Here is a 25159-nt window from a genome sequence, read left to right as displayed (position 1 = left end):
TCGGCATCTGATCGCACTCGGTGAGGCTGAGTGACTACTTCTGCAGCGTTTTCACTCGCCGGAGACTCTTCTACTACCGCGGCGCTTCCCATTCCGTGCGCTGCTCCGGAGCGGCTTACGCTGTAGTCACAGGGAGTACTCCTGCGTAGTCAGACCGTAGTCAGTCCAAACGGGGACGGAGTCGAACAGCGAGGCGACTGAACGAGGGGAGACGGATACTACACTGCAAAGCCACCGCACCCGACACAGTTGCTATCGTTCATCATCAACACCGTGGAGTAGAGACTGCAGTTCGTCAGTGATCGACTTGTGATCCGTTTTCGTCCACGCAACCGATTCAGTAACTCCGACATCGATGAAGTAGAGATTCACTATGACGCTTCGATCGGAATCGTGAGCGAGCAAGGCGGCAGCGTAGCTTATCATCTGCGGTCGGTAGTGGGAGGCCAGTTCCTCCGTGGAGCGACGCCCGATACTGTTAGTCTTGTAATCAGGGATGACGAACGTATCCGCGGTCACCCGCAGGTGGTCGATTTTCCCCACGATGCGCGCGTTCCCCAGCATCGGCTGAGACGGACAGCTCCGCATACACTTCGCCGGCAGCGTACGCGTCATGCTGAGACTCGAGGAACTGACGGCCTGCCTTAGCGTGCGACACGATCTCCTCGAGCGCCGAGTCCGAGACCTCGAAGCCCTGCCGGTCCGCGATTTCTCTGATCGTCGTGCGCCAGCGGACTCAAGGACGGTCCAGTTCGAGCAGTCGGTGGACGAACGTCCCGATTTCATTCCCCGCGAGACCTATCGAGTCGAGCGGAGTACTGATCGCTTCAGGGGGCTCACCTGCTCCGGTGTCGGAACTAGCTCGGCCATCAGTGTCGGTACCAGCAGCTGCTTCGACGAGTCCCGTCGCAATCACTCGGCGAAAGGGGGTCTGTGGCGGTGGGCTCGGCAGTTCGGTCTCCGGGTAGGCCGTGTCGTCCGAACTCTGCTCCGGCGTTCATCATTATCGACGGACTGTGTGGTCATCGTTAGCGGTGGTCGACAACACTGTGTACACTGTGAGTGAAGTCAGCCACATTATACGCGCTTTCAGGCAGGTGACCGTGGTGCTGGCACACGCCAGTCGTGGCGAGCCTTCCGAGCGAGACTCGCGATGGCTGAAGCTGTCCTCTGTGAGACCTCGACTCACTGGAAGAAGACTACTTAACCATGGACACCCACGTGAAGAGCGAACTCGTCTTTTTTATGACCACGAACAAAATCCTCGGGATCGATTTTGGGAGTACGAAGACTGTATCTGCAGTAATTGAGGACGGTGCTCCGAAAGGAATTACGGACGCCGAGGGCAACCGAACGACTCCTTCGGTAGTAGCGTTCACCGAGGCTGGTGAACCGATCGTAGGCAAGTCAGCTACGAGATTAGCGGTCGCAGACAATCAAAGTACAAACATCCGGGATATAAAACGTCACCTGGGCCAGAGCAATCACATCATACAGGTCGAGGGTGAGGAATACACACCCGAGCAGGTCTCGGCGATTATTCTCCGGAAGATCAAACGCGACGCCGAAGCGTACCTCGGTGACGAAGTCGAGAAGGCCGTCATCACAGTGCCGGCATATTTTAATCTCTGCCAGTATCGGGCGATCAAGGAAGCCGGCGAGATGGCCGGCCTCAACGTCGAACGCGTTATTATCGAGCCGATTGCAGCGTCGATGGCTTACGGTCTGGATAATGAGTCCGATCAGACGATACTCGTGTACGACTTGGGTGGAGGTTCGTTCAGCGTGGCAGTTCTCGACCTCGGTGGTGGCGTATATGAAGTCCTCGCAACCAACGGGGACAACAATCTAGGTGGCAACGACTGGGACCAGGCGATCATCGACTACTTCGCCGACGAGGTGAACAGCGAACACGACACGGGTCTTCGAGACGACGAAGAGGATTTCTGGCAGCTGAAAGACAGTGCCGAGACGGCAAAAATCGAGCTATCGATTCGACCGGAAACGGCAGTCAACCTCCCAGTCGTCCCTCCCGACAATGACGGTCAAGAAGGATTTTCAGCAACGCTGACTCGTGCAACCTTCGAGAGCCTGACCGAGGACCTGATCGAGCGAACCGTTGAGCTGACGGCACAGACTGTGGAAGACGCGGGCTACGATATGAGTGACATCGACAAGGTTCTGCTGGTCGGTGGGGCGACCCGGATGCCCCAGGTCCAAGGGAGAATCAAAGAACTCACCGGCAAAAAACCGACGAGGAAGGTAGATATAGACGAAGCGGTCGCGCGTGGGGCAGCCATCCAGGGTGGCATTCTGTCGGGTGACATCGACGATATCGTCCTCCTTGACGTCACGCCACTGTCGCTCGGTGTCGAGGTGAACGGTGGCCAGTTCGAGCGGATTGTCGAGAAGAACACCACGATTCCCACCGAAGAGTCGAAGTTATTCACTACCGTCGAAGACGGTCAGAAGCACGCACAGATCCGGATCTTCCAAGGCGAGGATGAGAGTGCAGCCGAAAACGAGTTCCTTGATGCACTCACGCTTATCGAGATTCCGGAAACACAAGACACATTACCCTTAATCGAAGTCGTGTTCAATATCGATGAGAACGGGAGTATAAGCGTCGAGGCGAACGAGAAAGAAACTGGTAGACACGAGGCGATCACTATTGCGGAGGCTCCTGATAAGTTGGCGGATGACTTTGCACCGCCGAATATTGTCCCTCAGGATGTAACTCCACTCAGCATCGGAATCGAGGTCGAAGATGGACTCTTCGAACGACTCGTCCAGAAAAATACACCCGTTCCGGTTCAGGAGTCGAAACCTTTCACGACTGCGGTTGATAACCAGACTGACGTACAGGTGCGAGTGTTCTGTGGTGAGCGGGAAATCGCCGAGGAGAATAACCTCCTCGGTGATTTCACAGTAACTGATATTCCACCGGCACCTGCAGGGACACCCCGGATTGAAATCGGATGTTCGATCGATGCGGATCATACAATCCGGGTTTCGGCTGAGGACCAGGTCACGGGGGTCATTGACTCGATTACGATCGAGGAGGGAGCATGGTTCTCCGATGAGAAAGTCGAACGTCTCCGACAAGATGCTGAGGAACATGCCGAAGCGGATACACAGCGTCTCGAACGGATCGAAGCTGGGGAGGAGAGCGTTCATTCAACAGCAGAGGTGTCCTTGCCAGTTCTGTGGATACCCGAGACGGAGCAGTCGGCGAGGACAGAGCAACTCGTTGAAGCGCTCGGTGCTAAAGGTCCAGTCAAGTTCGAAGGCGGACCGGTTCTCATAGAGGCACTTGCCGAACGAACGGTCGACGCCAAGAGCGCAGAGGAACTCCTCGAAACTCTCGTCGAAATAGCTGTCGACGTCGACGATGAGGATCAACTCATGAACAGACTCATCGGAGCGAACGTCGGGGTCGAAGAGACGGAACAGATCCGAAAGGCATTGCAGGTGATCGTTGAGCAGTCAGTCGAGGTCCAAAACGAACGGGAGTTCGTGGAGCTGCTTGTCGAGGGTGCAATCACGCTGCGAGACGAGATACATCGTAGTCGGCAGTACTGCCGAGACAATAACCGATCGGCATCAGAAATCGATGACAGCCTCCGACAAACGGCCGACAGAATATCCGACCATCTCGATATGTTTCCACAGAGAAACAGAGGGAGCACAGCCCCGTTCGACGAGCCTCTATGGCATCTCGACCAGACACTGACGGCCATCCAGCAATCGATCAAAAGCGGGGAGGTGACCGTGAGTGACCTCGACTCCAGCATCGATTGGATCGACAACTCGATCGAAGCAGTCGGTTACACGGTGATTGGGCCGGAACACGAGAGTGACTTGGACCGCCATCGGCACGTGGTCTGGGATACAGTGGCGTGCGAACTCCCCGAGGGACGGGTAGTGAGGACCGTGGAGGCCGGCTACGAGCGAAATGGCGAGATATTACGGCAAGCCAAAGTCGTGACTAGTAAAGACCGTTTCCCGGTCCCCGAGGCGGTTCCGAGCTCGCCACACCGGTCACTCAGCTACGACGACATCACCCTTGGTGACGTGATCGACGAAGGCGGGGACGCACGTGTCTATCAAGCAACTGTCGAGGCTGATGAGGGCGTTCTGAAACTGGCACTCAAACAGCCACGGTTGGATGGAACTCTCCACTTCGAACAGGTCGAGCGGATGCTCGACGAAGCAGATATATGGAGGAACATTGACGATCACGATCACATCGTTGGCGTCGTCGATTTTGGAGCGAAACCGCTTCCGTGGATCCTGATGGAGTATATGGATGGAGGTAACCTCTCCGAGCGCATCGGTCGGATGGATTTTCGACAGGCTCTCTGGACAGCCCTTGCGGTCACAAACGGGGTCATTCATGCACATGAACACGGGTTCGCTCACCTCGATTTGAAACCACAGAATATTCTGTTCCGGACGACTGATGACGCGTGGGATGTCCCAAAAGTGGCCGACTGGGGACTCTCGAAACACGTCCTAAAACACTCGACGGGTGTGAGCGGTCTGTCACCCCGCTATGCCGCTCCCGAACAGTTCGACGATGATTACGGAACGCTAGACAAGGCCACAGACAGATACCAGCTCGGCGCCGTCTTTTACGAGTTGTTCACCGGCCAATCACCATTTGAAGATTCGGAGACTGAGATGGTGCAAGCGATCATGGATGAGCAGCCAACCCCGCCAAGCGAGATCGCGGACGTCCCCGCAGCATTGGACGAGATCCTCCTGACTGCACTCGCCAGACGAAAGGCCGAACGGCACGAAAACACGTTCTATCTGCGTGATGAGTTGGAGGAGTTGTTCACCGAGTGGAAGCGGAAATGAACTCCACCGAAAAGAGCTCATAGAAATCTACGGAGGACGGACACGGGTCCACGGAGGTGCCGAACTAACTGAGTCATCCGCTTCGTCGCCAGCGACTGACCAGAGGTATGATCCATGCAACCGCGGCGAAATAGCTGTCCTGTGGTGATTCACCCTGCCGTTTATGCGCTAAATTTCGGAACGATCCCGAACAGGTCGTATCCTCGGGAAGTAAGACGAACCTGTGATCAGTAACGACGTAGATCCGGTCCCAGTTTTCGTCCGCCAGCTTGTGCTGGATCTCCGCCGATAGTTCCTCGATGTATTCGCTGAAATGGCGTTCGACATCGCCGATTTCAATTTCTCCCACACGTAATCGGTCTCCTTGTCGTAGTAGACGATCCGACTGTGTTCCCACCCCTCCCCGGGGTTGTCCGGCACCTCCCAGCCTCCCTCTTTGTATAATCGGACCCGCCTCGAATTGTTCGAGAGCGATCGCTCACCTCGTAACAGAGTGAGCCTGTCGTCGTCCATCGTCACCGCGAATCTGAACGACCGACCCGGAGTGAGTGCCACCATACCGAACTTGGTCTCGGAGGGCAGCGTCGCCATCCGCGTCTCCTGTTTCACTTCGAGCTCCTCACCGAGTTGTTCGACGAGACGCTGAGCGAGGTCGAACGGGAGGGCGTCGATGAGGAAGATGGTGACCCTCCCTAGGTCGTCGAACTTGTTTTCGTGATCCGCCCACCATTTGTGTGCAGGCGGGATGCTCATCAAGCCAAATCGACCTGTATCGTTGCTTCGACTGCCCCGGCGATGGTGTTGAGATACTCCCGATACCGACTCGTGGGCAGTTCTCCCCACAGTCGTGGCAGCACGTCAGCGAGTGGGGAGTAAGCAGACATCCAAGACGTCACTGTTGTAAGAAGGAAACCCTGCTGGTCGAAAGCGAACTACTTCGGACAACAGGCTCGAGAGTGACAATATGGTTCTCCCGTGTCTTCGGGGATGACCGATGCTTTTGGGAGTGTGAGTTAGGGCGTCGCCGCTCCCGGAGTCACCTCAATCAGTCGATGCCTACTCCTCTTCGGCGTCCTGACCGATCGAGTCGAACGGTTTCAGTTCTCTCAGTCCGACCGGTGTCGAGTCCGACTCTACGGCGACGTCCCCTCCAAGCAGATCAAAGAGTTCTGGATTCACAGGTTCATCGATCGACAGTCCGTCGGTTTCAGTTCGGTCCGACGACTTTGACTCCGCCTCGTCATCTCCTCTAATCAGTCGGAATAGCTCCGGATCCAACGAGTCACTCGCTGACGGTTCGTCAGTGTCGGGGCGGTTCTGTGACTGTGACTCCGCGTCATCTCTATCCTTGATGAGGTCGGACGATTCTGAATCAGCCGATTCATCCGGATTCCAGAGGAATCTGTCATCGTCCTGTCCCGCTGGGTCGATCGAATACTGGTCAAACAGTCGAGGTGTCGTCGTTATCTCTGTTTCGTCTCGATCAGCAGATGCCGATTCAGACCCGTCCTCCGCCTCGCCCGAGTCGGACGTCTGCAACTCCCGGACGCCGACCGGTGTCGAGCCTGACTCCGTAGCGTCGTCTCCCTCAAGCAGATCAAAGAAGTCTGGATTCATTGATTCATTGAATGACGGTTCATCGGTGCTAGCTCGGTCCGACGACCCTGAACCCACCCCATCACCTCCTCTAATCAGGCCAAATAGATCCAGATCCAGCGAGTCACTTGCAGCTGCGCCGCCCGTGTCGGCGCGGTCTGACGACGCTGACTCCGTTTCGACACGTCGTTCGTGATCGCGTTCCCTGGCTCGCGACCGGCGAGGCGAACTGTGAGTACCGAACTCCTTCGATCGGCGAACGACCACCGGTGGCGGCGTTTCGTCCCGTCTGGTCGCAGCGAGTGCGTCAGCGAAATACTGAATTCCCCGATATCGGTCACTCTTGTCCCGTTCGAGTGCAATCAGCACAGCCGCATCGACCTCTGGGGGAAGTCCGTCGCGATGCGTGCTCGGGGCAGCCGGCAGGTCAGGGCCAAGGATGTCTTGTATCACGCTGTGTCGGCCGCCTGTGTAGGGCAGCCGACCGGTTAGCACGTAGTACATGATGACGCCGGCTTGGTAGACATCGGTAAGATTGTCAGGATCACCGAATTTCCCTGCGTCGAACTGCTCTGGGGCAGCATACCCGACCGACATCGCCTCCATCGTGCCAGTCTCGTCGACGAGCGTTCGAGCCAGTCCCCAGTCAGCGATTTTGGGGAGGTTCCACTGATCACCTGGCGTCTCCCCAAGGAGCACGTTGGCAGGCTTGAGATCGAGATGGGCAATACCCAAGCTGTGAGCGATTTCGAGTCCGGAACATAGACACTCGCCGATCCAGAGCGCTTCGTTCAAGTGGAGACCGTCCGACCTCAGATCGATCCGCTCGTCGAGGCTTCCCGCGTCCATGTACTCCATCGCGATCCAGGGTTGTCGGTCACCGACGTCGATGACACCCACGATATGTTCCGAATGCCGCCACCGATGTTCCTCTCTCTCTCGCTGGTCGATCTTCGCCCAATTTTCGGCTTCCTTGAGAAACCGTTCTACTGCATGTTGAGTTAATGTCTCTCCGGCCCCGTGAACGCGGGGCTCTTTGAGCGCGAAGCGATCAATCTCGGGATTGTCAGGGAGCCACGCTTCGTGAACGACGGCGTGACCGCCGGCGCCGAGCTGCTCGCCGATTGCGAGGTCGTTTGTGTTGATCTCGCATCGAGGAGGACTGGCTGCCGCAGTGATATCTGGCACCCTACCGTCCTGCATAGATTGAGATAGTGTCTTACACCACATGAATCTCCGGTTTCGAGGTGAAGCTCAGAGCCGAAGTCAGTAGTCTGGACGATATCCGTCGGCGACAGGCTGGATTGCTGGTGAGACGCGACTACGTAAACTTTTAAATATGCATTTCTATGAGATGGAGTGTGCAGATCCCATCTCGGGCCGATCTCTCCGCGGTTCGCAGCCCACCGCGTCGGTCCCTCTCGTACCGCGAGATCAAGCTAGGTGAGACGATTGGACGTGGTGAGCAAACCATCGTCCGTACCGGGACGATTTCGGGAGAGACGGACTCCGATCTGATCGCTGTCAAAGAGTATGAGAGTGAGGGGACACTCTCCCGTGACGCCGTCGAAGAGTTCCTGCGGAGGGCCACTATCTGGGCGACCGTTGACGCGAGAGAGCGCCAGAAAGCACAGTGGAACGACTATGAACACGTTGTGGGTGTGATCAAGGTCGGAGACACCCTTCCGTGGGTCGCGATGGAGTACATGGACGCAGGGAGTCTCGACGAGCGGCTGGAGAACCGGTCGTCGGGGCTTCCACTCGCTGAAGCCGTGTGGATTGGGCAGTGCATCTGCAGGGGCCTTGAAGTCGCACACGAGGACGGAACCGCCCACTTAGACCTCAGTCCGGGGAATATTCTCTTTCGGGAAACACCCGATAGGGTGTACGATGTCCCAAAGATCGCCGATTGGGGGCTCTCTCGCGAGTTTTCCGAGCAGACTGGTACGGTTGATGGCCTCTCGCCACAGTATGCAGCGCCCGAGCAGTTCATCTCGGACGAGTTTGGCGCTCCGGATACGTTTACTGACGTGTTCCAGGCAGGATGTCTGCTGTATGCACTGCTGACTGGCGAGCCGCCGTACACCGGCACTGCGCTCTCGGTCAAACAGCAGGTGTGCGATGGGGAGCGGCCTCCCCCACCCAGCGAGCTCCGGTCGACCGTCCCACAGGTACTGGATGAGATTGTTCTGAAAGCGCTGGCAACGTCGAAAGGAGACCGGTATCGAACGATTGCGTCCTTTGAATCACGACTGGCCACGTGCGTCGAAGACGGTGTAGCATCGGAGTCCAACCTATCCTCCACTGAGACGAAAGAGAGCGAAAAGACGACTGGTTCTGAGTCGTCCACATCGGACACACGAGAGAGCGAAGGGCCAACAACCGCTCTTAGACCGTCCACATCGGGAAGAGATATATCACCCGCCAAGGCGCAGGAGTGGACTAATCTATTTGTCCGATATCGGAATAAAGACCGACCGACTCTCGCTGACGCCCGGGCAGGCAATGCCGATCAAGAGTCAGTGATCGAAAACCTCCGGCTGGAGCCTCACACGACGTTCGACAACGAGACAGCGACCGTTGAAGACGACTCTTACGAGACGTACCTGCGCGACACGATCGAGTGGGGATTCGCGAAGTGGATCGTCGAAGATTTGCTGTACGAGATCGGCCGGTCGGGCGACAGATCGAAGTTGTCAGGGCTGTTCGACGCCATCCACAAAATCAACCGCATCCAATTCAATGGAGAGGTTCCGGTGACTATCGCCGATGAGAACGGCAAGACATACGAGGACCGGCCGTTCGACCTCGTCTTCTGGAACTCGATGGGCGACCCTTTGTTCGTGGCGAACTTCGAAACCGGGCGGTCGTTTACAACGGGCGAGGCGGTCGAACACTTCATCAAGGACTCGAGAGCCGTCGGCGAGTCAAAAGAGACCTTCGGCGCTGCGTTCTACGTCACGTCCTCTTTTTTTGAACCCAAAGCGCTTGACGCGGTCGGCGAAGAGACGACGACCAGCCTCTTCAGTCTGAACAGGAAGAAAAGCTTCGTAAAACTCTCGCGAAAGCGGGGTTATCACCTCTGTCTGGTCGAGGAACGAAATGAGGAGTTCCACCTGAGCGTTCCAGAATTGATGTGAGTCGTCCCAATCGATAGAGTCGCAAGGGTCGTGTTAACTTTGGCATCGATTCCACCAGACGGCGAAGGCGTTGAGCCACGACTCCGCGGTCGGCAGTCGTGTGTTTGAGAACGTATTTGAGAACGAAGAAGTTCGTCGTTTTATCTCACGAAAGACACGTTCGACGCTGTTGCGATTTCCATGGCGGTTCACACGAAATCGGAGGCCGAGTCGGTTGAGCGCGGCTTTCAAATGAGCCGCAGCATCGATCAAGAATGTGACGTCAGTGAGCTGCTGTTTCTCGTGAAGCTCACGGAGAAACAGCACGGTGAGTTGCGTTGTACGCATCTGAAACAGCCGCACGTGGAGGAATTTGTTCGTGTCGGGGTCGACCGCAGCGTACAGCCAGTGGCGCTGGCCGTTGACGCGAATCACGGTTTCGTCAACCGCGATCTGATTCGGACTCACATCGCTGTCGGGCTGTAGATTGGCTTTCTGCACCCAGTCGTGAATGGCGGTTCGACTTCGCTCGACACCCAACCTCTCAAGATGCTGTTTGGTATTCGAGAGCGATAATCCTGCAAGATGGAGTTGAATACCTACTTGAATCGCGAACTCGGGTGTCCGCTGTCGCTCCACAAATTCCAAGTCAATCCATTCGGTATGTTCGCTGAGGCGGTCGATTTCGGGCATAGACAACTTAGAAATTGACCGCCTCATTCCTAACTTAACACGACCGTCGCAAGAGACCGAATATTTATATATGTCGTCATGAACTCTTGATTATGACTCGATACGTCCGGAGTGAGAACAACCAGCTGAATATCCCTTGGACGGTGGGGTTGGTTCAACCTCTAGGCATTACCCAGTTCAGGGCACAGAGCACGTTGTCTGATTCATGAGTCGGGGAGAAGTCAGGGACAGACGGACGTTCTACCTGTACACGATCGTGGTCACCGGTTTGACAGCGGTGATCGCGCTCATGTTCTTCGACATGTGGACGAGCGGAGGATACGACCTCCTCAACGGTCTCGCTACCGCCATCCCGTTCATCCCAGACGGCGAACCAGGGGTCGAGGCCGTCGTCCTCTTCTTGTTCGGTCTCTTGATCACGTGGCTAGGACTCTTCGCCCACGACTACCGGAAACGGTATCAGGGGGCCCTGTTGCTCATCGGGACGCTAATCGTTCTCGTCGTCATGACGGCTCTCGGCCGTGGTGTGCAGAACATCAACCCAACTCTCACTAACCTCGGGTCGTTTCTCGCGGGCGTCGCACTGGGGATTCTATCGGAGGGAGTCGAGATTGAGACGGAAGAGGACAACGGCAAATTCCAGGGGAACCTCAGAGACATCGACTTCGGGGAGAGCATGTTCCTCCGGGCGATGTTGATCAACGGGGACTACGCTGAATTTCCGATTGCGTCGCTCGGCCTCGTCTACCTCGTGCAGGGACTCGTCGTCGTCGGTAACCTCGTGAACATCGTCGTCAACGGACTCACTGCACCGATTATCACCTTCGTCTACATCGTGGGGAGTGGGCTGTTCCTCTTCTTTTTCGACAAGTTCATCGACATCGACGTTCCGCCGAGCGAGCGGAACTTCGAGGTGCTAGGGCCGCAACAGTCAGGGAAGACGTACTTCGCGTTGGGTCTGTACCGGACGGTCTTGGAACACCCAAAAAAGTACGAACAAAAGGACGTGGATAAAGCCATGATCGTGTTGAACAACGAGTATAATGAGGGGAGGAGGCAATATGACCCTCCGCTCCCTTGGAAAATCATCGACGCAACCGATCGCCAGCTGTATCAACTCGAGTTTAGTTTTCTCACCAAGAGGCGATTCCCGACGCTCGTGAACGCCGAGATGAGAGACCATCCTGGCGAGGTATTGCAGATGATTGGAAATCTATTCGAGTTCGGTAATGTCAATGGAGACACAAACAATCGTCAGACAGCAACAGATGGTGGGCGGGACGTTGAAGACGACGATGACGACGAAGACGACGACAGCGGTCTCGAGTGGTGGGAAGAGCCCTCCGCAGACGACGAGGAGGAAGACGCGGTCGCTCCTGATGAAGAGGACGACGTGTTTAATGGCGATGGCGAGCTTGAGGACGGAGAAGAGTCGAGCAACTATGCGGATTACGTCGCAAACGAAGACGGGTCGAACGTCTCTGTCTCGTTAGACGAGGACGCTGAAGACGATGACGCAGCGTTCCCTGACGAGGATGATGAAGACGAAGAAATAGACGTCGATGACGCAGCGTTCCCTGACGAGGATGATGAAGACGAAGAAATAGACGTCGATGACGCAGCGTTCCCTGACGAGGATGATGAAGACGAAGAGACTGATTTCGCCGATCCGATCGAAGAAGAGAAGGTGTCCTCACAGGCCGAAGTTGAGACGGACCGAGAAGAAATTGCAAAGCAAATGCGTGAGAATATCCGAGGGTCGGATAAACTAGTGTTCCTCCTCGATTCGGAGCGGTTCTACGGATTCGACCCGACTGGGTCGGGGGGCGGTGGGCTGTCGATGGAAGACACGGCGATGGTCCACATCGCAAAGAACGCGAACGTCGATGAGATCATCTTGGTCGCGTCGAAAGCGGACTTCTTCATCGACGATTGGAAAGAAAGCCGCGATCATCGGGCTCAACCGCAAGACAGTCCGGCGAAGTTCCGGGACTTCCGCGAGTACGTCGAGAGACGGTTCGTGAACGAAGCCGGTATCGACCCGCTGACAGCGAATGCGAATACGAGCATCATCCATCCCGTGTACTTCGCAACCGAGGATGTCGAGGGTGAACCGCTGCTGAAGACCAACGACAACGGGCACATCATTCCGGTCGGCTTCGAGGAAGTCCTCGACGAACTGGCCCAGTGATTGCTAAATAAAGACAGCACTATTCGAAGCATGAGCAGGCTCAGAATCTACAACACGCAGGGGTACCAGGTGTATCCAGCGGTAGACGAGGCGACGCAGGCTGACGATGCCGTGCTGGACCACATCCTGAGTGACATCGAGTTCTATGTCGACCCGACGTCACCCCACCTCGTCGCGTACGTCGAGGCGAAGGCACCGCACGTGAGTGGGGGCCGGTCCGCGCAGTACTTCATGTCCTACGTCGCCGACAGTAAAGACACGCTCTTCTCGGGGTTGATGCAGAACATCGAGGCACTCAAACGGGGAGGAGACTCCCGTGGTCGGTGGGAATTCACTCGAGAGGGTGTGTTCGACTTCCCCTGGAAACTGAACCAGGCGTCGGGAACATTGATGAACGTCGGACTGAACAGCGGACAACAGCTTGCCGTCGTGCGCCTTCTGGAGGAAGGGACAAAACTCGACATCGGGATTCGTAACTACAAGAACGCCGCCATCGTCATCAGTTATCTCCTCTTCGACCGGGGCCTCTCCGTCGGGATTACGGTGTCGAAGTCGGGGAGTCGGTCCCCGGTCGGCCCGAGCACGCTTTTGATGAAGCCCGATTTGGCGAACTTCACACCCCTCAACGATCAGACGAAAGAGGAGATGCGGCAGCGGTATGAGAACATCGCGAAAGACGTCCGTGAAGAGTGGGACAACCGACTCCAAGGTCTCGTGACGTCGCTGCTGCAGCGGGAGTCGCTGACCGTGTGGCACCACTACCTAGAGCTGCAAACACTGACCGATTGTGTGCTCGCGATCGAATCCGGTCAGCCGCCTTCGAACCGCGCCGACCTCCGAACGGACCACGCAGGCCACGTGGTCGACATCGTTGACGCGCTGTTCGACGAGAGAGAACTGAGCGAGTTCTCGTTGACAGATCCCGAGTTGCTCAGCGAGAACTGGAAGCGGGGAATCTCCCAAGACGTCGTCGACTCCCTCGAGAATGCGCGGAAGTCACTGGAAGACGGGATGAAAAAAGAAGTCCGAGACGAATTAGAATCGCACCTCGACGCGCTGTCGAATAAAGACATGGAGGTGGAACACCGCGAGCTCGAAGCCGTATCCGTCATGTTGGACGAGGAGAGCGACGAAGACAGTGTTCCGTCTTCGGACTCGGTCGACCGGGTCAAGACGCTGATTGAGAACCTCTGGGCGAACGAGGTTCTCAGCGGACCAGAGAAACGAGAGATTCAAGAGTTCGTCATCGGGAAAATCGAGAAGCGCCAGGACAAATTGGTAGACCTCCGAGAGGATCGCTTCGAACGCGGGTTCGACCGGGCTCTGGAAGGGTTGCTGGAGGACGGTTCCGGTGATGAAGACGATTTGGGCCGACAGTTCAACGCTGCAATCAGGCTGCTCGAAGATCCCGAGTCGAACGCTGTGGAAGGGCCTGAGGTGTTGAGCAGATTCTCGTCCCTCTCGCGGAGACTCCAGAAGGATAGTATTCTCGGTGAAAAGAAGCAGACTCTCAAGGCCGCGTTTCGCAGTAAGCTGAGTGAGAGCATCGAAACGCGTAGAGCACGGCGAAAAGAGGAGCTCGAGGAAGAGGGGGAACGGCTGGTTAAAAACCTCACCCGCCCAAGATCCGATGAAGACACCTGGGCCGTCTACGCTCGGCTGCGACGTGCGAAACGTCTGTGCACGTCTGATCCGGACCTGTCGGGCGTCGACGCGTCGCTCGAGCGGTTCGCGGCGTACATCGGAAATCTGAATACGGACGGATTGCTCGACCAGAGCGAAATCGACGATATTAGAAATAGCGTCAGGACACAGCTGACGGGCGAGATTACTCAGCTCCGCGAATCGAAACGAGAGGAACTCCTCAATGAGTTCCGAGAAAAGATGAGTGCTGCTTCGGGGAGCACGCTGGACGCCGACAGGAGCGAACAGCTATGGAAGGCGTTCCAAATGGTCGATCGGTATATCCACAGTACAGGAAACGCTGAAAAGCAGCGATTAGATCGGTTTCGGCGTATCGCAGAAATCATCGATTTACTAACAAACTCGAGTACGGACCGACCGAAGCTGTTCGCTAACCCCGATTCGAACAGGGACGAGCTTACAGATATCGTCTCTTCGGAGATAGAAACGTTTCGAGAAAGAGAACAGAGGCGTCTTGCGAACGAGTGTACGCAACTGGTCGAGGATATTCTGGAGGAACCGAACGTCGACCCGGCGGACAAAGTCGACACGCTCGATAGAATCAAACAGCTCCGTCAAAGTCAGAGCTCAGGCTCCACTGTCGATCAACCGCATCTTGACGCTGAGAACACACTGGGTCACGCTGACGAGGTGAGCGAGTATCTCGAGCGGGCGCGGAGCATCATCGAGGTAATCGACACGAATACGGTCCTCAGGCCAGAGCAGAAACGCGAGTTAGATAGGCAGCTCAGAGACCTGTTACATGACAAGCAAACCGAGGCGAAAAACGAACTCGCTAGACAGTTCGCGAACCGAATCAGGAACGAGATACACACGCATCTGGACGGGAGACTTACAGGTGACCTCAGCATTCAAGACTTTGACGAGGCGATCAGAGTTATAAACGCCGCACAGACACTCCTCTCGTCCGGCGCTGTCAGTCGAAACCTCCCACCGGATATCGAACAGTCGATTCAAGAGGCGCTCACCAACGAACTGGTGGGACCAGAGCAGCAGAACATCCTGGTCCAGGAGCTGGGGGAGCCACTGGAGAAGCTCAAAACCAGACAGAGAGCTGAAAAACAAAACCTAGTTGTCGGGCAGTTTGAGAGGCATCGAGAGGCGCTCGCCAGGCGTGATCCTGCAGACCGATTACGGGGGCTTCGTAGACTGAAGGATGCATTAAATGGGAAACGGGACAAATCACATCCGCAAGAAATCCACGCCCTCGCCAAGCAAAGTAGGGTCCTGAACGAAGAACAGAGAGAACAGATCTGGAGTGATATCCAGACAGACCAGACTGAAGCGTTCAAAGAGTTCCGGAAGTCGAGACCAGCGAAGATTCGCCGTTCGCTCGAACAGTGGCGAGAGACGGTCACTGCGGCGGGTGAAGAGACGGGGCTCAACAGTATGAAAAAGGTAGTCACTGGAGAGCAAGAGGTGGGTTCGTCGGATAGCGAACACTTCGCGAACGCCATCGAAACAATCACTCAGATACGACAACTCAAGCGCGAGGACGCTATCCACCAGAAACAGTACGAGCAGATTACCTCGGACATCGAGAACATGATCGACGAACTGCTCAAGCAGCGCAGCCCGCCGTCAGGCAGGTACGGACGGTTTGGAGCTCTGAAACTCGGCCTGCGGTCGAAACTCGGTGCTGTCTCCCCTCGCCTCGTCGTCCTCGTCTTCGTCGTGGCTCTCCTCGCTGGTGGTGGCACGTATGGCGCCCTTGAGGTCTACGGTATCGGGGCGACGGCCGGCCCCGCTGAGATCGGACAACTGTCCATCACTGCAGGCGGTGGCGGAGGCGGCGGGATTTTAGTCGGAGGGACGGTCAATGGGGATGACTCGGACGTACGAGTCAGCATCGTCGGCCCGCAGCTCAATACGAGTAAGCGGACCACCGCCACGAACGGGTCGTTCGAGGTGCGGTTCGATGGAGGCAAGAGCGGTCAGTACGAGGTGACAGTCGCGCCCGAGGGTGGCGAATCCCTCCACGTCGTGTCGACGGTTTCGATGGGTGGCTCCGATGAACAGCCGACCGTTGACATTCTGAGTCCGACGTGGGGTGCAGAGGTATCCACCCAGACACTCACTGTCGAGGCGAACGTGACCGCGAGTCGTTATTCGCTCCGTCTACTGAACGACTCGGGAGTGACGCTGACCACGACCAGCGGTCCGGTCGAAGACGGCCGAGTCACCCAGCAACTCGAGACCAATGGACCGGGAGTCTACTACGTCGTGTTGTCCGCGACGAACCAGAACACGACGACCACTGTCACCCGGGTCCTCGTCCCGACCGACGAGTCGACCTGAGCGAGATATCCACTACTCGAGGTCGTCGGTTCGGTCACCGTTGCCGCGCACCCGTGTTCACCCGAGAGGCAACCGACTGTGTCCTCGCTCGCAAAAAAGAGTTAAATGTGGACGTACAGATACTTTTTTATGCCTCGGTGTAGCACCCCGGATGTTCTAATCGGACTCGGTGGCGGAGGGAGCAGAGTTGTGTATCGGTTCATGTCTCAAGAGTGGATCCTCAACGAGGTTTTGAAATCAGACGAATACAACGATGATCCCGACCGGCTTCGAGCGACGCTCATCGACTCGGCGACTGGCGACGACTGGCACAAGGAGAGGGCCGCACGCGCGATAGAAACCATTGAGGACGCCATCACGCGGTCAGGCAACCATCCGGGGGGCGTCGACGTGTCGTTCGACGGTCCCCAACTCATCACCGAAGAACTTCCGCCGCCTTGGCAACAAGAGCGACTGACGGACCCGGTCGAGATTCGTGAACTGTTCGACACACAAGGCCTGAACAGCTGGTGGCTCCAGCAGGACCGAGAACCGCTGAGCCACATCGAACGCGAAGGATTCGGCGGTGGCGTGTGGCGCCGTCGGGCGGTCGGAAAAGCGTTGTACCACGTCAGTGAACACACCGGGCACCGCGTCGCACCGTACACGAGTGCGGACGACGAAGTCGTCATCGTCGCGGCACTCGGCGGTGGGACTGGGTCGGGGATGGCGCTGGATCTCGCCGCGGACCTGCAGAGCAATCGAACCCACCTCTTCGCAATCCTCCCACACGTGTCGGAACCCGATTTTGTTAAGATGAACTCACACGCGGCCCTGTCGGAGTTGGAGTACGCACAGCTCACCAGCGACAATCCGTTCAGCACGATTACGTTAATTCCCCATCTCGAATTACTCGACGACAAGGGTCGGGACTTCGAGATGGCAGTCGTCCGGAGCATCCTCGCCCACCAGAACCTCGTCCAAACGGGGTGTGGTCTCGAAGAGGTCATCCCTGGTTCACCGGGCGGCCCCAGAGATTACGCGCCGTTCACCCTTGCAGTGCCGTACACGGTCAGATACGACGTCCGGATGCGGCGCATCGCCGGAGAGGAACTCGAAGAACGACTCGCCAGGAAGCGCGAAGAACTGAGGCGGGAGGCCGACCTCTACACCGTCGTCGAGACGTACCTCAAGCGGTCGTTCGCCGAGTCGGCTGGCGAGGCTCTCGAGCAGACCGAGCAAGGAGTCGTTGTGACCGACATCGACCCCACGGAAGCGTACCAGTTGCGTGAGCGAATCGAAGCAGATGTCCGAGATACCTTCCTCGAACAACGTGCGTTCCGGGTTGCGGGGTTGGGCGACGAACTCGAAGAGGTTCACGAGGTACTTGACGACATCCTCGACGACGAGCAGAACCTCGGCATCACAGCCGAGGACCCGATAGAGCGAGCCCAGCAGTTCATCTCGACCGCACCAGAGATGCTGCGCAACCAGCTCGAAGACCACTTCGACTACGTGGAGACCGACGGGCACCTGTACACGCTCGTCGAGGTGCTGAAACAGGAGTTCGACAACATCGAACGGAGAGCCCGACTGTGGAACGCGATTGGAACGATCACAGGAGAGGAGACACAGCTGGACGAGCAAACCGCCACAGACATCAGGAGGGCACTCCGTGAGGGAATCCTCTCGCCGGACGTCACGTTCCTGGACCGCGTGTTGACCGATCCGACGATCGACCAGCGACTTGCTCATCTCGACGAGAGGCGAGACGAACTGCAGCGGGCGGAAGACGAACTTCATGAGTGCTACGACCGGATCGCCGATGAGCTCGGAATGCGCACTGATGAGTGGCGATACGAGACCGAGCCTGAAGCGAGCGTCCTCACGGCGATACACGAACACGAGGAGGCGGTCAACGAGACACTCGAGCGGGTCGCCGAGTCGATTACCGACGCGGTCAGACGTGTCGAGAACGCCGAATCGGAAGCCGAAGTCGAGCGCGTCACTCTTGATCTCGACGAAATCGACCGAGTGAACGAGAAGCTCGACGAGATGGACGTGTCGGAGATCGACGTGCAGTCACTCGGCCACGCGTTCGAACAGCTCAAACAGACCAGGCAGTACCAACTGGAACACAGCGGGGGATTGCTGGGCGGACTTCTCGGAAGGGACCGCGAGGAGGAGTTCCTCGACGTGGCCCTCCAGGTAGAGCACAGCGATTGGTTCCGTTTCCAAGGTGCCGGTCATCTGAGCGTCAGCGAGCCGCTCAGCTATGAGCTCAACGCCGAGCGGTTGGATCGGAGTCGAGAGATCCGTGAGCGCTGGGCGGCCGCGGCCGACGCAATCGTTGACGGTTTCGACAGGATTGTCCTCGCCGACCCGTTCGAGGGAATCCTGCCGAAGACGCCCCTTCTCGAAGAGTTCGGTGAACTGGTCCGCGTTCCGGTGGGGGAGCCGCATTCGGTGTTGCGGGCGCTCGAAGCAGATCTGGACGACCAGACCGCGGTAACCACCTCGACGTTGTTCGATAAACTCGTTCCACACGATGTCTTCGACGTCTCGACGCCGGTCTGTGACCCCTCGACTTCGGCGTCGAGAACTGCGGCGGTGCTGTTCGACGTGTATCTCCAATCAGTCGGTCAGCAGTACGAGGACGTGGTTGCCGAGAGACGGTATCTCGACGAGAACGACACCGGGCTTATCCACCGCCTCGAGGCGTTGCTCGGCCTGTCCGCCAGTCCTGACAACGTGCGCGTGGCAGTGCCCACTGCGCACGATGTCGACGGCGGCAGGGAGACGTACGGACGAACCTTCGCCAACCGGTACGAGGGCATCTACGAGATTCCCCTGCCCGAAGAAGCCGACTTTGACGATGGGCGCCATCCATACGTCGTACACGAGCGGTCGGAACCCGAAGACGTCGGTGATGCCGACCACATCGGGGAATCGGACATCCTCGAGAATCACACCGATCGTATCACGCAGCACTTCGTCAACTCCCTGCGGGCGTTGAAGAGAAACGAGCACGGACGGGCGCCACTGAACGATCTCTTCCCGCAGGGCTCTGGGAACTCCGCCGACGTCGGCGGGAGCTACACGGCGATGCGGTATCGTTCGGTCTACATGTCCCGCGCGTTGGACTCCGTCGGTGGCCTCTCGTACAGATACGACAACGTCCACGAGCAGATCAAAGATATCACGCTGAACGCGGCAGATATCGACGTGTACGGAGCGGAGACGTACGACTCAGGCGGCCCGGATGACATCACGATGACGTTGTTCATCGGCGGGGTCTTCCTCGACAACATCGAGTTGCTGACCAGGCGGGGCGGTTACAAAGACAAGTACGACGAGAAATTCAGTAAACACGAATTCATCGGGACCCACCACACGATCGGCCTCGGTGCGAGGTGGAACCGGTGGGACACGATGGAGGCGGACGCCCACGAGGCCGCTGTCTCCCAGGCATTCGACGACGGGGCGTACGGTGCGTACGTCTACCGTGACGAGGTCCGAGACGTCGACGGACAGCTCGTCGACGAGCTCATGATCGCTGACAACGACGAGACGAAGGACGCGAAGGACGTCCTCCTCGACATGCTCTCGGTCGACGCCTACGAGAGCACGATCCCGTTCGGAGACGAATCGTAGGCTGAAACACTTCGTTGATCGCGCAGAACCGCTGTCGACTCCTCCGAAGACAGCGGGTACTCTCGGAGAGAATTAATTCCTACCCTGTTTTTAAATATCATCGGATATACTGAAAGACTATGCCTCGGTGCAAAACTCCTGATACGTTAATTGGGCTCGGTGGCGGAGGAAGCAAGGTCGTGTATCGATTCATGTCTCAGGAGTGGATTCTCGAAGAGGTCTTGAAATCAGATGAATACAACGATGACCCCGACCGACTTCGAGCGACAATCATCGACTCGGCGACTGGCGACGACTGGCACAAGGAGAGGGCCGCACGCGCCAAGGAAGCGGTTTCTGATGCCATCGAACAGTCGGACGAGATTGAAGACGACGTCGAGGTGTCGTTCGACGGACCCCAACTCATCACCGAAGGCCTCCCCGACCCCTGGAAAAGTGAGCGACTGACGGACCCGGTCGAGATTCGCGACCTGTTCGACACGCAGCGTCTGAACAGCTGGTGGCTCCAGCAGGGCCGAGAGCCGCTGAGCAAGATCGAACGCGAGGGATTCGGCGGTGGCGTGTGGCGCCGTCGGTCGATGAGTAAGGCGCTGTACCACGTTAGTGAGCACACCGAACAGGACGTCGCCCCGAACACAGATGCGGACGACGAAGTCGTCATCGTCGCAGCCCTCGGCGGTGGGACTGGGTCAGGAATGGTCCTCGACATCGCCGCTGATCTCCCGAGCGAGCGAACCCACCTCTTCGCGATCTTGCCTCACAGCTCGGACAACGCGAGTGTCAAGGCGAACGCACACGCGGCCCTGTCGGAGTTGGAGTACGCGCACCTCACCGGCGACAGTCCGTTCAGCACGATTACGCTGATTCCCCATCTCGAATCACTCGACGACAAGGACCGGGACTTCGAGATGGCAGTCGTCCGGAGCATCCTCGCCCACCAGAACGGCGTGCAACAAGGGAACTTCACCGAGGACATCATCCCTGGTTCGCCGGTCGGCCCCCAAGACTACGCACCGTTCACCCTCGCGATGCCGTACACGGTCAGATACGACGTCCAGATGCGGCGCATCGCCGAGGAAGAACTGGAGAACAAGCTCGCGGCGAAGCGAAAGGAGCTCGAACGCGAGTCCGACCTCTACACCGTGGTCGAAAAATACCTCGAGGAGTCGTTCCCCGAATCGGCAGGAGCTGTGTTCAGAGATGACGGAACGGAAACTGGGAACCTGGACACCGACGATGGTCGGGAAGAAGCGTACCAGCTGCGTGAGCGAATCGAGGAAGACGTTCGAGACACGTTCCTCGAACAGAGCGCGTTCCGGGTTGCGGGGTTGGGCGACGAACTCGAAGAGATTCACAAGGTGCTCGACGAGATCCTCGACGACGAGCAGAACCTCGGCATCAATTCGATGAACTCGATGGAGCAGGCCCGGGAGTTCATCTCGACCGCACCGGGAATGCTGCGCAACCAACTCGAAGACCACTTCGATTACGAGGAGACTGACGGCCACCTGTACACGCTCATCGAGGTTCTGAAACAGGAGTTCGATAACATCGAACGGCGAGCTCGACTGTGGGGCGCGATTGCCCTCCTCACCGCAGACAAGACGGAGGGCGTGGACGAACAAACCGCTGCGGACATCAGAAAGGCACTCCGTGATGGCGTCCTCTCGCCGGACGTTACCTTCCTGAACAGGGTGTTAACCAACCCGACGATCGACAATCGAATCGAGGAGCTCCGTGCAAAGCGAAACCAGCGAAAAGAGCGCCGAGACTCCCTCGAGACGTTCTACAGTACGGTCGCCACGGACGTACAGGAGATGCTCGACTCCTGGCAGGGGACGGTCAGTGACGAGGCCGCCGTCCTCGCCGCGATTAACCGGAACCAAGAGACCGTAGAGGAGGCACTCGACGAGCTCGGATCGCAAATCATCGGGGGAACCGGTGGAGCGATTGCCAGAGTCGAAGGCTCCGGAACCGCCTCCGCGGTCGAGGGAACCAACCTGAACCTCTCCAACAAGTCGCTCGAGTCGATCGATGGGGGGCTCACGGAGCTGAACCGGCTACTCTCCGAGATGGACGTCGATAAGATCGATGGAGACGCGGTCAAAAACGGCTTCGAATACGTCAAAGCCGCTCGGAAAGACACCCACAAGCACCGCAAGGGAAGGTTTGGCATCGGAGGCAACGACCGGAGTGACGAGTTCCTACAGAACGCAGGTGCGGCGAACGACAGCGGTTGGTTCCAGATCAACAAGACGAGAGACGGATTGGACGTCACCGACCCGTTCTCCTGTGACTTCGCGGACGAGAAACTCGACCGCACAGCCGCGATTTCGAAGCGGAAACAGCAGGCAATCAACGCCATCGTCGACGCGCTCGAAGGGACGCTGACCGACAACGGCGAGCTCGTCAGTTACTCGCACGAGGAGACCGGACAGACGGGTGCGGACAAAGTCACCGTCCCAACGAGCGACCGCACGAACGACCTCACGGACGAGCTCCGTGCGCTGGTCGAAGCAAGCGACGCCGAGGACGGGGAACGTCTGCTCGAGTCAGTGCTCCCGTACAGCCAACTCGACCCCGAGACGCCGACCGCCGAGTTCGACTTGGAGAGTACGAAGGTGATGGACATCCTGCTGGAGGAGTACCTTCAGCCGATCGGCACTGCGCACAAGCAGGCATCGAAGCAGTACGACGATCTTGACCGGGAGAAGACCGGACTCATCCACCGTTTCGAGGCGTTGTACGGACTGTCGGCCGGCCCCAGTCAAGACAATGTGAGCGTCGCCCTGCCCAAAGCCCACCGTCTCGATGATCGTGAGGAGACGTACGGACGAACCTTTGCCAACCGGTACGAGGGCATCTACGAGATTCCCTTGCCTCAGGAGGCCGATGTGACTGACGGGACTCACCCCTTCGTCAAACACGAGGAGTCGGAACCAGAGGACCTCATCGACGCTGACCACATCGGGGAGTCGAGAATTCTCGAGAACCACATCGACCGAATCACGCAGGACTTCGCCAACTCCCTGCGGGCGCTGCAGAACAACAAGCACGGACGCGTGCCGCTGAACGACCTCTTCCCACAGGGCTCCGCTGATTCCGCAGAAGTAGGTGGGCGCTACACCGCGATACGGTACCGTTCGATCTACATGTCCCGCGCGTTGGACCACGCTGACAGCCTCACGTCCAAGTACGACAACGTCCACGAGCAGATCAAAGATATCACGCTGAACGAGACTGACAACGACGTCTACAGGGCGGAGACGTACGACTCAGGCGGCCCGGATGACATCACGATGACGTTGTTCATCGGCGGGGTCTTCCTCGACAACATCGAGTTGCTGACCAGGCGGGGCGGTTACAAAGACAAGTACGACGAAAAGTTCGGTTCACACGAATTCATCGGGACCCACCACACGATCGGCCTCGGTGCGAGGTGGAACCGGTGGGACGCGATGGAGGCGGATGCACACGAGGGTGCCGTTGCGCAAGAGACCGAATTCAACGACTACGGTGCATACGTCTACCGCGACGAGGTTCGGGGCGTCGATGGGAAGTTCATCGACGAGATCATGATCGCCGACAACGACGAGACGAAGGACGCGAAAGACGTCTTCCTCGATATGCTCTCAGTCAACGCCTACGAGAGCACGATCAGCAAGGACAGCTAGCGAGTCACATGGTTAGCCGTAAGGACGCTTTCGAGGCAGCTGTCGTCGTCGGATCGCTGGTTGTTCTCGGCGTGTCGGTCGACCCTGTTAGCAACGCCGCGAGCGACCTCTGGCGTGCGGGTGGGATCGTTCACGACCTCCTTGCTGTGTTCGCCATCCCGCTGGCCGGGAACCTTGACATTCCAGTCGCATTCATCAGCGGGCTGGTACTCGCGTGGGCCTTGCTGTTTCTCCTAGACGGGACGAAACGGGTTCAGGGAGTGCTCACGTTGGCCGTCCTCGCCATCGCGTTCTTTCCAATCGTCCAAAACACCGGTCGGATCCTCGCGACTATCGGCCGGTCACCAGTCGCGTTCCTCATCGGTTTGTTACTCGGCTTTGCGACGGGGGTGTCGGCATCCCGCTTCTACGGTATCAAGCGACCGGACGACCTCGGTGTGAGAGAGCAGTTCCGCTGGGTACAGTTCCCGGCAGCGACCGGCGCGTTCTTCTATTCGATCAGCGCAGTCGTCGTCCTCAACTCGGTCAACTACGTGCTCGTCGTGCCATCCTCCTCCGACGGGCTGGTCGTTCTCGGCTCGTCGGTGCTGTTCGTGTTCTTCCTCGGTGTGTTCACGACGTACGACTACCAGCGTCGAATCGTGGTCATCTCACCTGCAGATCAGTCCGAAGGTCGGTACCACCCCTACATCATCGGCGGGTTGTACGGTCTTGCGGAGACGGAGTATCACGGCTTTCCGATCGAAGGGGACAGCGAACTGAACAGCGCACAACACTCGGGCAATATGCGAGATTTACAGAAGCGATTCACGAGTCTCGTGAAATTCGGCTTCGTCTCGCCGGCCGGCCGTGTACTCAAACGGACCGTGATACTCGAGTCGGAGTGCTGGACGACGAGGGACCTCCGCTCCGTCGACCGGCGATACGGTGAACAACATCCAGCACTGCGGTTTGCCGGGCGGATCGCCCACTGGGTTGGAAGCTACCTCTGGATCACACTGGTCCCGTCCGTCGTCCGTAGAGAGTTCACCGAATCCACCGGCGATGTACTGTCTCGGATGGATCGTTCCGGGACCGTTCTCCTCGTGAGTCCGACCCCGACTGCTGAGGAAGGACGACCGGTCGAGGTTGACGTCTACGCCGACATCTGTAAGCGATACGCGGACTCGTTTCGAACCGATGTGGTCGTCGCGACAACCGAGGCCGCCTCCGAGGCCACTCAAACCGGTCATGCCGTCGAATCGGACGAGTTCGTGGCGAGAATCCAGCGACGTCTCGACCTCGACTCCTGTACCGTCGTCCCAGTCGACCGCTTCAGCGAGGACCAGGTCCGAGGGTTCGAGACGCTACTCCGGGAGATTTCGAAGTGAGCGTGTTCGCCACCCGCT

At 57.8% G+C, this 25159-nt stretch carries 11 protein-coding genes; 7 read left to right on the top strand and 4 right to left on the bottom strand.

The genetic code is table 11. The annotated features are described in order from the left end of the window. Positions 1-252 precede the first annotated feature (252 nt). Positions 253-786: a PD-(D/E)XK nuclease family protein gene (locus E6N53_RS17260; protein ID WP_142860734.1), complete on the bottom strand. Its 534-nt coding sequence runs from the start codon at positions 784-786 to the stop codon at positions 253-255. Between the two features lie 459 nt (positions 787-1245). On the opposite strand from E6N53_RS17260, the gene E6N53_RS21755 reads away from it, so the two are divergent. Further along, entirely contained in the window at positions 1246-4863 is a 3618-nt protein-coding gene (locus E6N53_RS21755; protein ID WP_236642419.1) for an Hsp70 family protein, read from the top strand. Positions 4864-5031: 168 nt separating this feature from the next. Here the strand turns inward: E6N53_RS21755 and E6N53_RS17250 are convergent, their stop codons facing one another. Then, complete coding sequence (locus E6N53_RS17250) at positions 5032-5616, bottom strand: PglZ domain-containing protein (protein ID WP_142860732.1); 585 nt, start codon at positions 5614-5616, stop codon at positions 5032-5034. Between the two features lie 303 nt (positions 5617-5919). Beyond that, on the bottom strand, positions 5920-7662 hold the full coding sequence (locus tag E6N53_RS17245; RefSeq protein WP_161596591.1) for a serine/threonine-protein kinase: 1743 nt from the start codon (positions 7660-7662) through the stop codon (positions 5920-5922). A gap of 158 nt (positions 7663-7820) precedes the next feature. On the opposite strand from E6N53_RS17245, the gene E6N53_RS17240 reads away from it, so the two are divergent. Further along, a complete protein-coding gene (locus E6N53_RS17240; RefSeq protein WP_161596590.1) occupies positions 7821-9599 on the top strand; it encodes a serine/threonine protein kinase in 1779 nt (592 codons plus the stop codon). 33 nt (positions 9600-9632) lie between these two features. Here E6N53_RS17240 and E6N53_RS17235 read toward each other — a convergent pair whose 3' ends face one another. Next, positions 9633-10271 (bottom strand): IS6 family transposase, encoded by a 639-nt coding sequence (locus E6N53_RS17235; RefSeq protein WP_142860729.1) that lies wholly within the window; start codon positions 10269-10271, stop codon positions 9633-9635. A 205-nt stretch (positions 10272-10476) separates the two neighbouring features. Between E6N53_RS17235 and E6N53_RS17230 the strand changes: the two genes are divergently transcribed. The 5 genes from E6N53_RS17230 (at position 10477) to E6N53_RS17210 (ending at position 25141) form a co-directional block, all read left to right on the top strand. Continuing rightward, a complete protein-coding gene (locus E6N53_RS17230; RefSeq protein WP_142860728.1) occupies positions 10477-12462 on the top strand; it encodes a cation:proton antiporter family protein in 1986 nt (661 codons plus the stop codon). Positions 12463-12492: 30 nt separating this feature from the next. Beyond that, complete coding sequence (locus E6N53_RS17225; protein WP_142860727.1) at positions 12493-16464, top strand: sbcc family protein; 3972 nt, start codon at positions 12493-12495, stop codon at positions 16462-16464. A 201-nt stretch (positions 16465-16665) separates the two neighbouring features. After that, on the top strand, positions 16666-20097 hold the full coding sequence (locus E6N53_RS17220) for a tubulin-like doman-containing protein (protein ID WP_161596589.1): 3432 nt from the start codon (positions 16666-16668) through the stop codon (positions 20095-20097). Positions 20098-20288: 191 nt separating this feature from the next. Further along, positions 20289-23771, top strand: a complete 3483-nt coding sequence (locus tag E6N53_RS17215) for a tubulin-like doman-containing protein (RefSeq protein ID WP_236642396.1) — start codon at positions 20289-20291, stop codon at positions 23769-23771. 8 nt (positions 23772-23779) lie between these two features. Continuing rightward, positions 23780-25141 (top strand): DUF389 domain-containing protein, encoded by a 1362-nt coding sequence (locus E6N53_RS17210; protein WP_142860724.1) that lies wholly within the window; start codon positions 23780-23782, stop codon positions 25139-25141. Positions 25142-25159 lie beyond the last annotated feature (18 nt).

It is taken from the genome of Salinigranum halophilum (assembly GCF_007004735.1).
GTDB lineage: Archaea > Halobacteriota > Halobacteria > Halobacteriales > Haloferacaceae > Salinigranum > Salinigranum halophilum.
This window is presented reverse-complemented; position numbering and strand designations above follow the sequence as displayed.

Coding starts and splice junctions, on each gene's coding strand:
- E6N53_RS17225 (WP_142860727.1), top strand. CDS start 12,493: ATGAGCAGGCTCAGAATCTACAACACGCAGGGGTACCAGGTGTATCCA.
- E6N53_RS21755 (WP_236642419.1), top strand. CDS start 1,246: ATGACCACGAACAAAATCCTCGGGATCGATTTTGGGAGTACGAAGACT.
- E6N53_RS17245 (WP_161596591.1), bottom strand. CDS start 7,662: ATGCAGGACGGTAGGGTGCCAGATATCACTGCGGCAGCCAGTCCTCCT.
- E6N53_RS17220 (WP_161596589.1), top strand. CDS start 16,666: ATGTCTCAAGAGTGGATCCTCAACGAGGTTTTGAAATCAGACGAATAC.
- E6N53_RS17230 (WP_142860728.1), top strand. CDS start 10,477: ATGAGTCGGGGAGAAGTCAGGGACAGACGGACGTTCTACCTGTACACG.
- E6N53_RS17260 (WP_142860734.1), bottom strand. CDS start 786: ATGAAATCGGGACGTTCGTCCACCGACTGCTCGAACTGGACCGTCCTT.
- E6N53_RS17215 (WP_236642396.1), top strand. CDS start 20,289: ATGTCTCAGGAGTGGATTCTCGAAGAGGTCTTGAAATCAGATGAATAC.
- E6N53_RS17250 (WP_142860732.1), bottom strand. CDS start 5,616: ATGAGCATCCCGCCTGCACACAAATGGTGGGCGGATCACGAAAACAAG.
- E6N53_RS17210 (WP_142860724.1), top strand. CDS start 23,780: ATGGTTAGCCGTAAGGACGCTTTCGAGGCAGCTGTCGTCGTCGGATCG.
- E6N53_RS17235 (WP_142860729.1), bottom strand. CDS start 10,271: ATGCCCGAAATCGACCGCCTCAGCGAACATACCGAATGGATTGACTTG.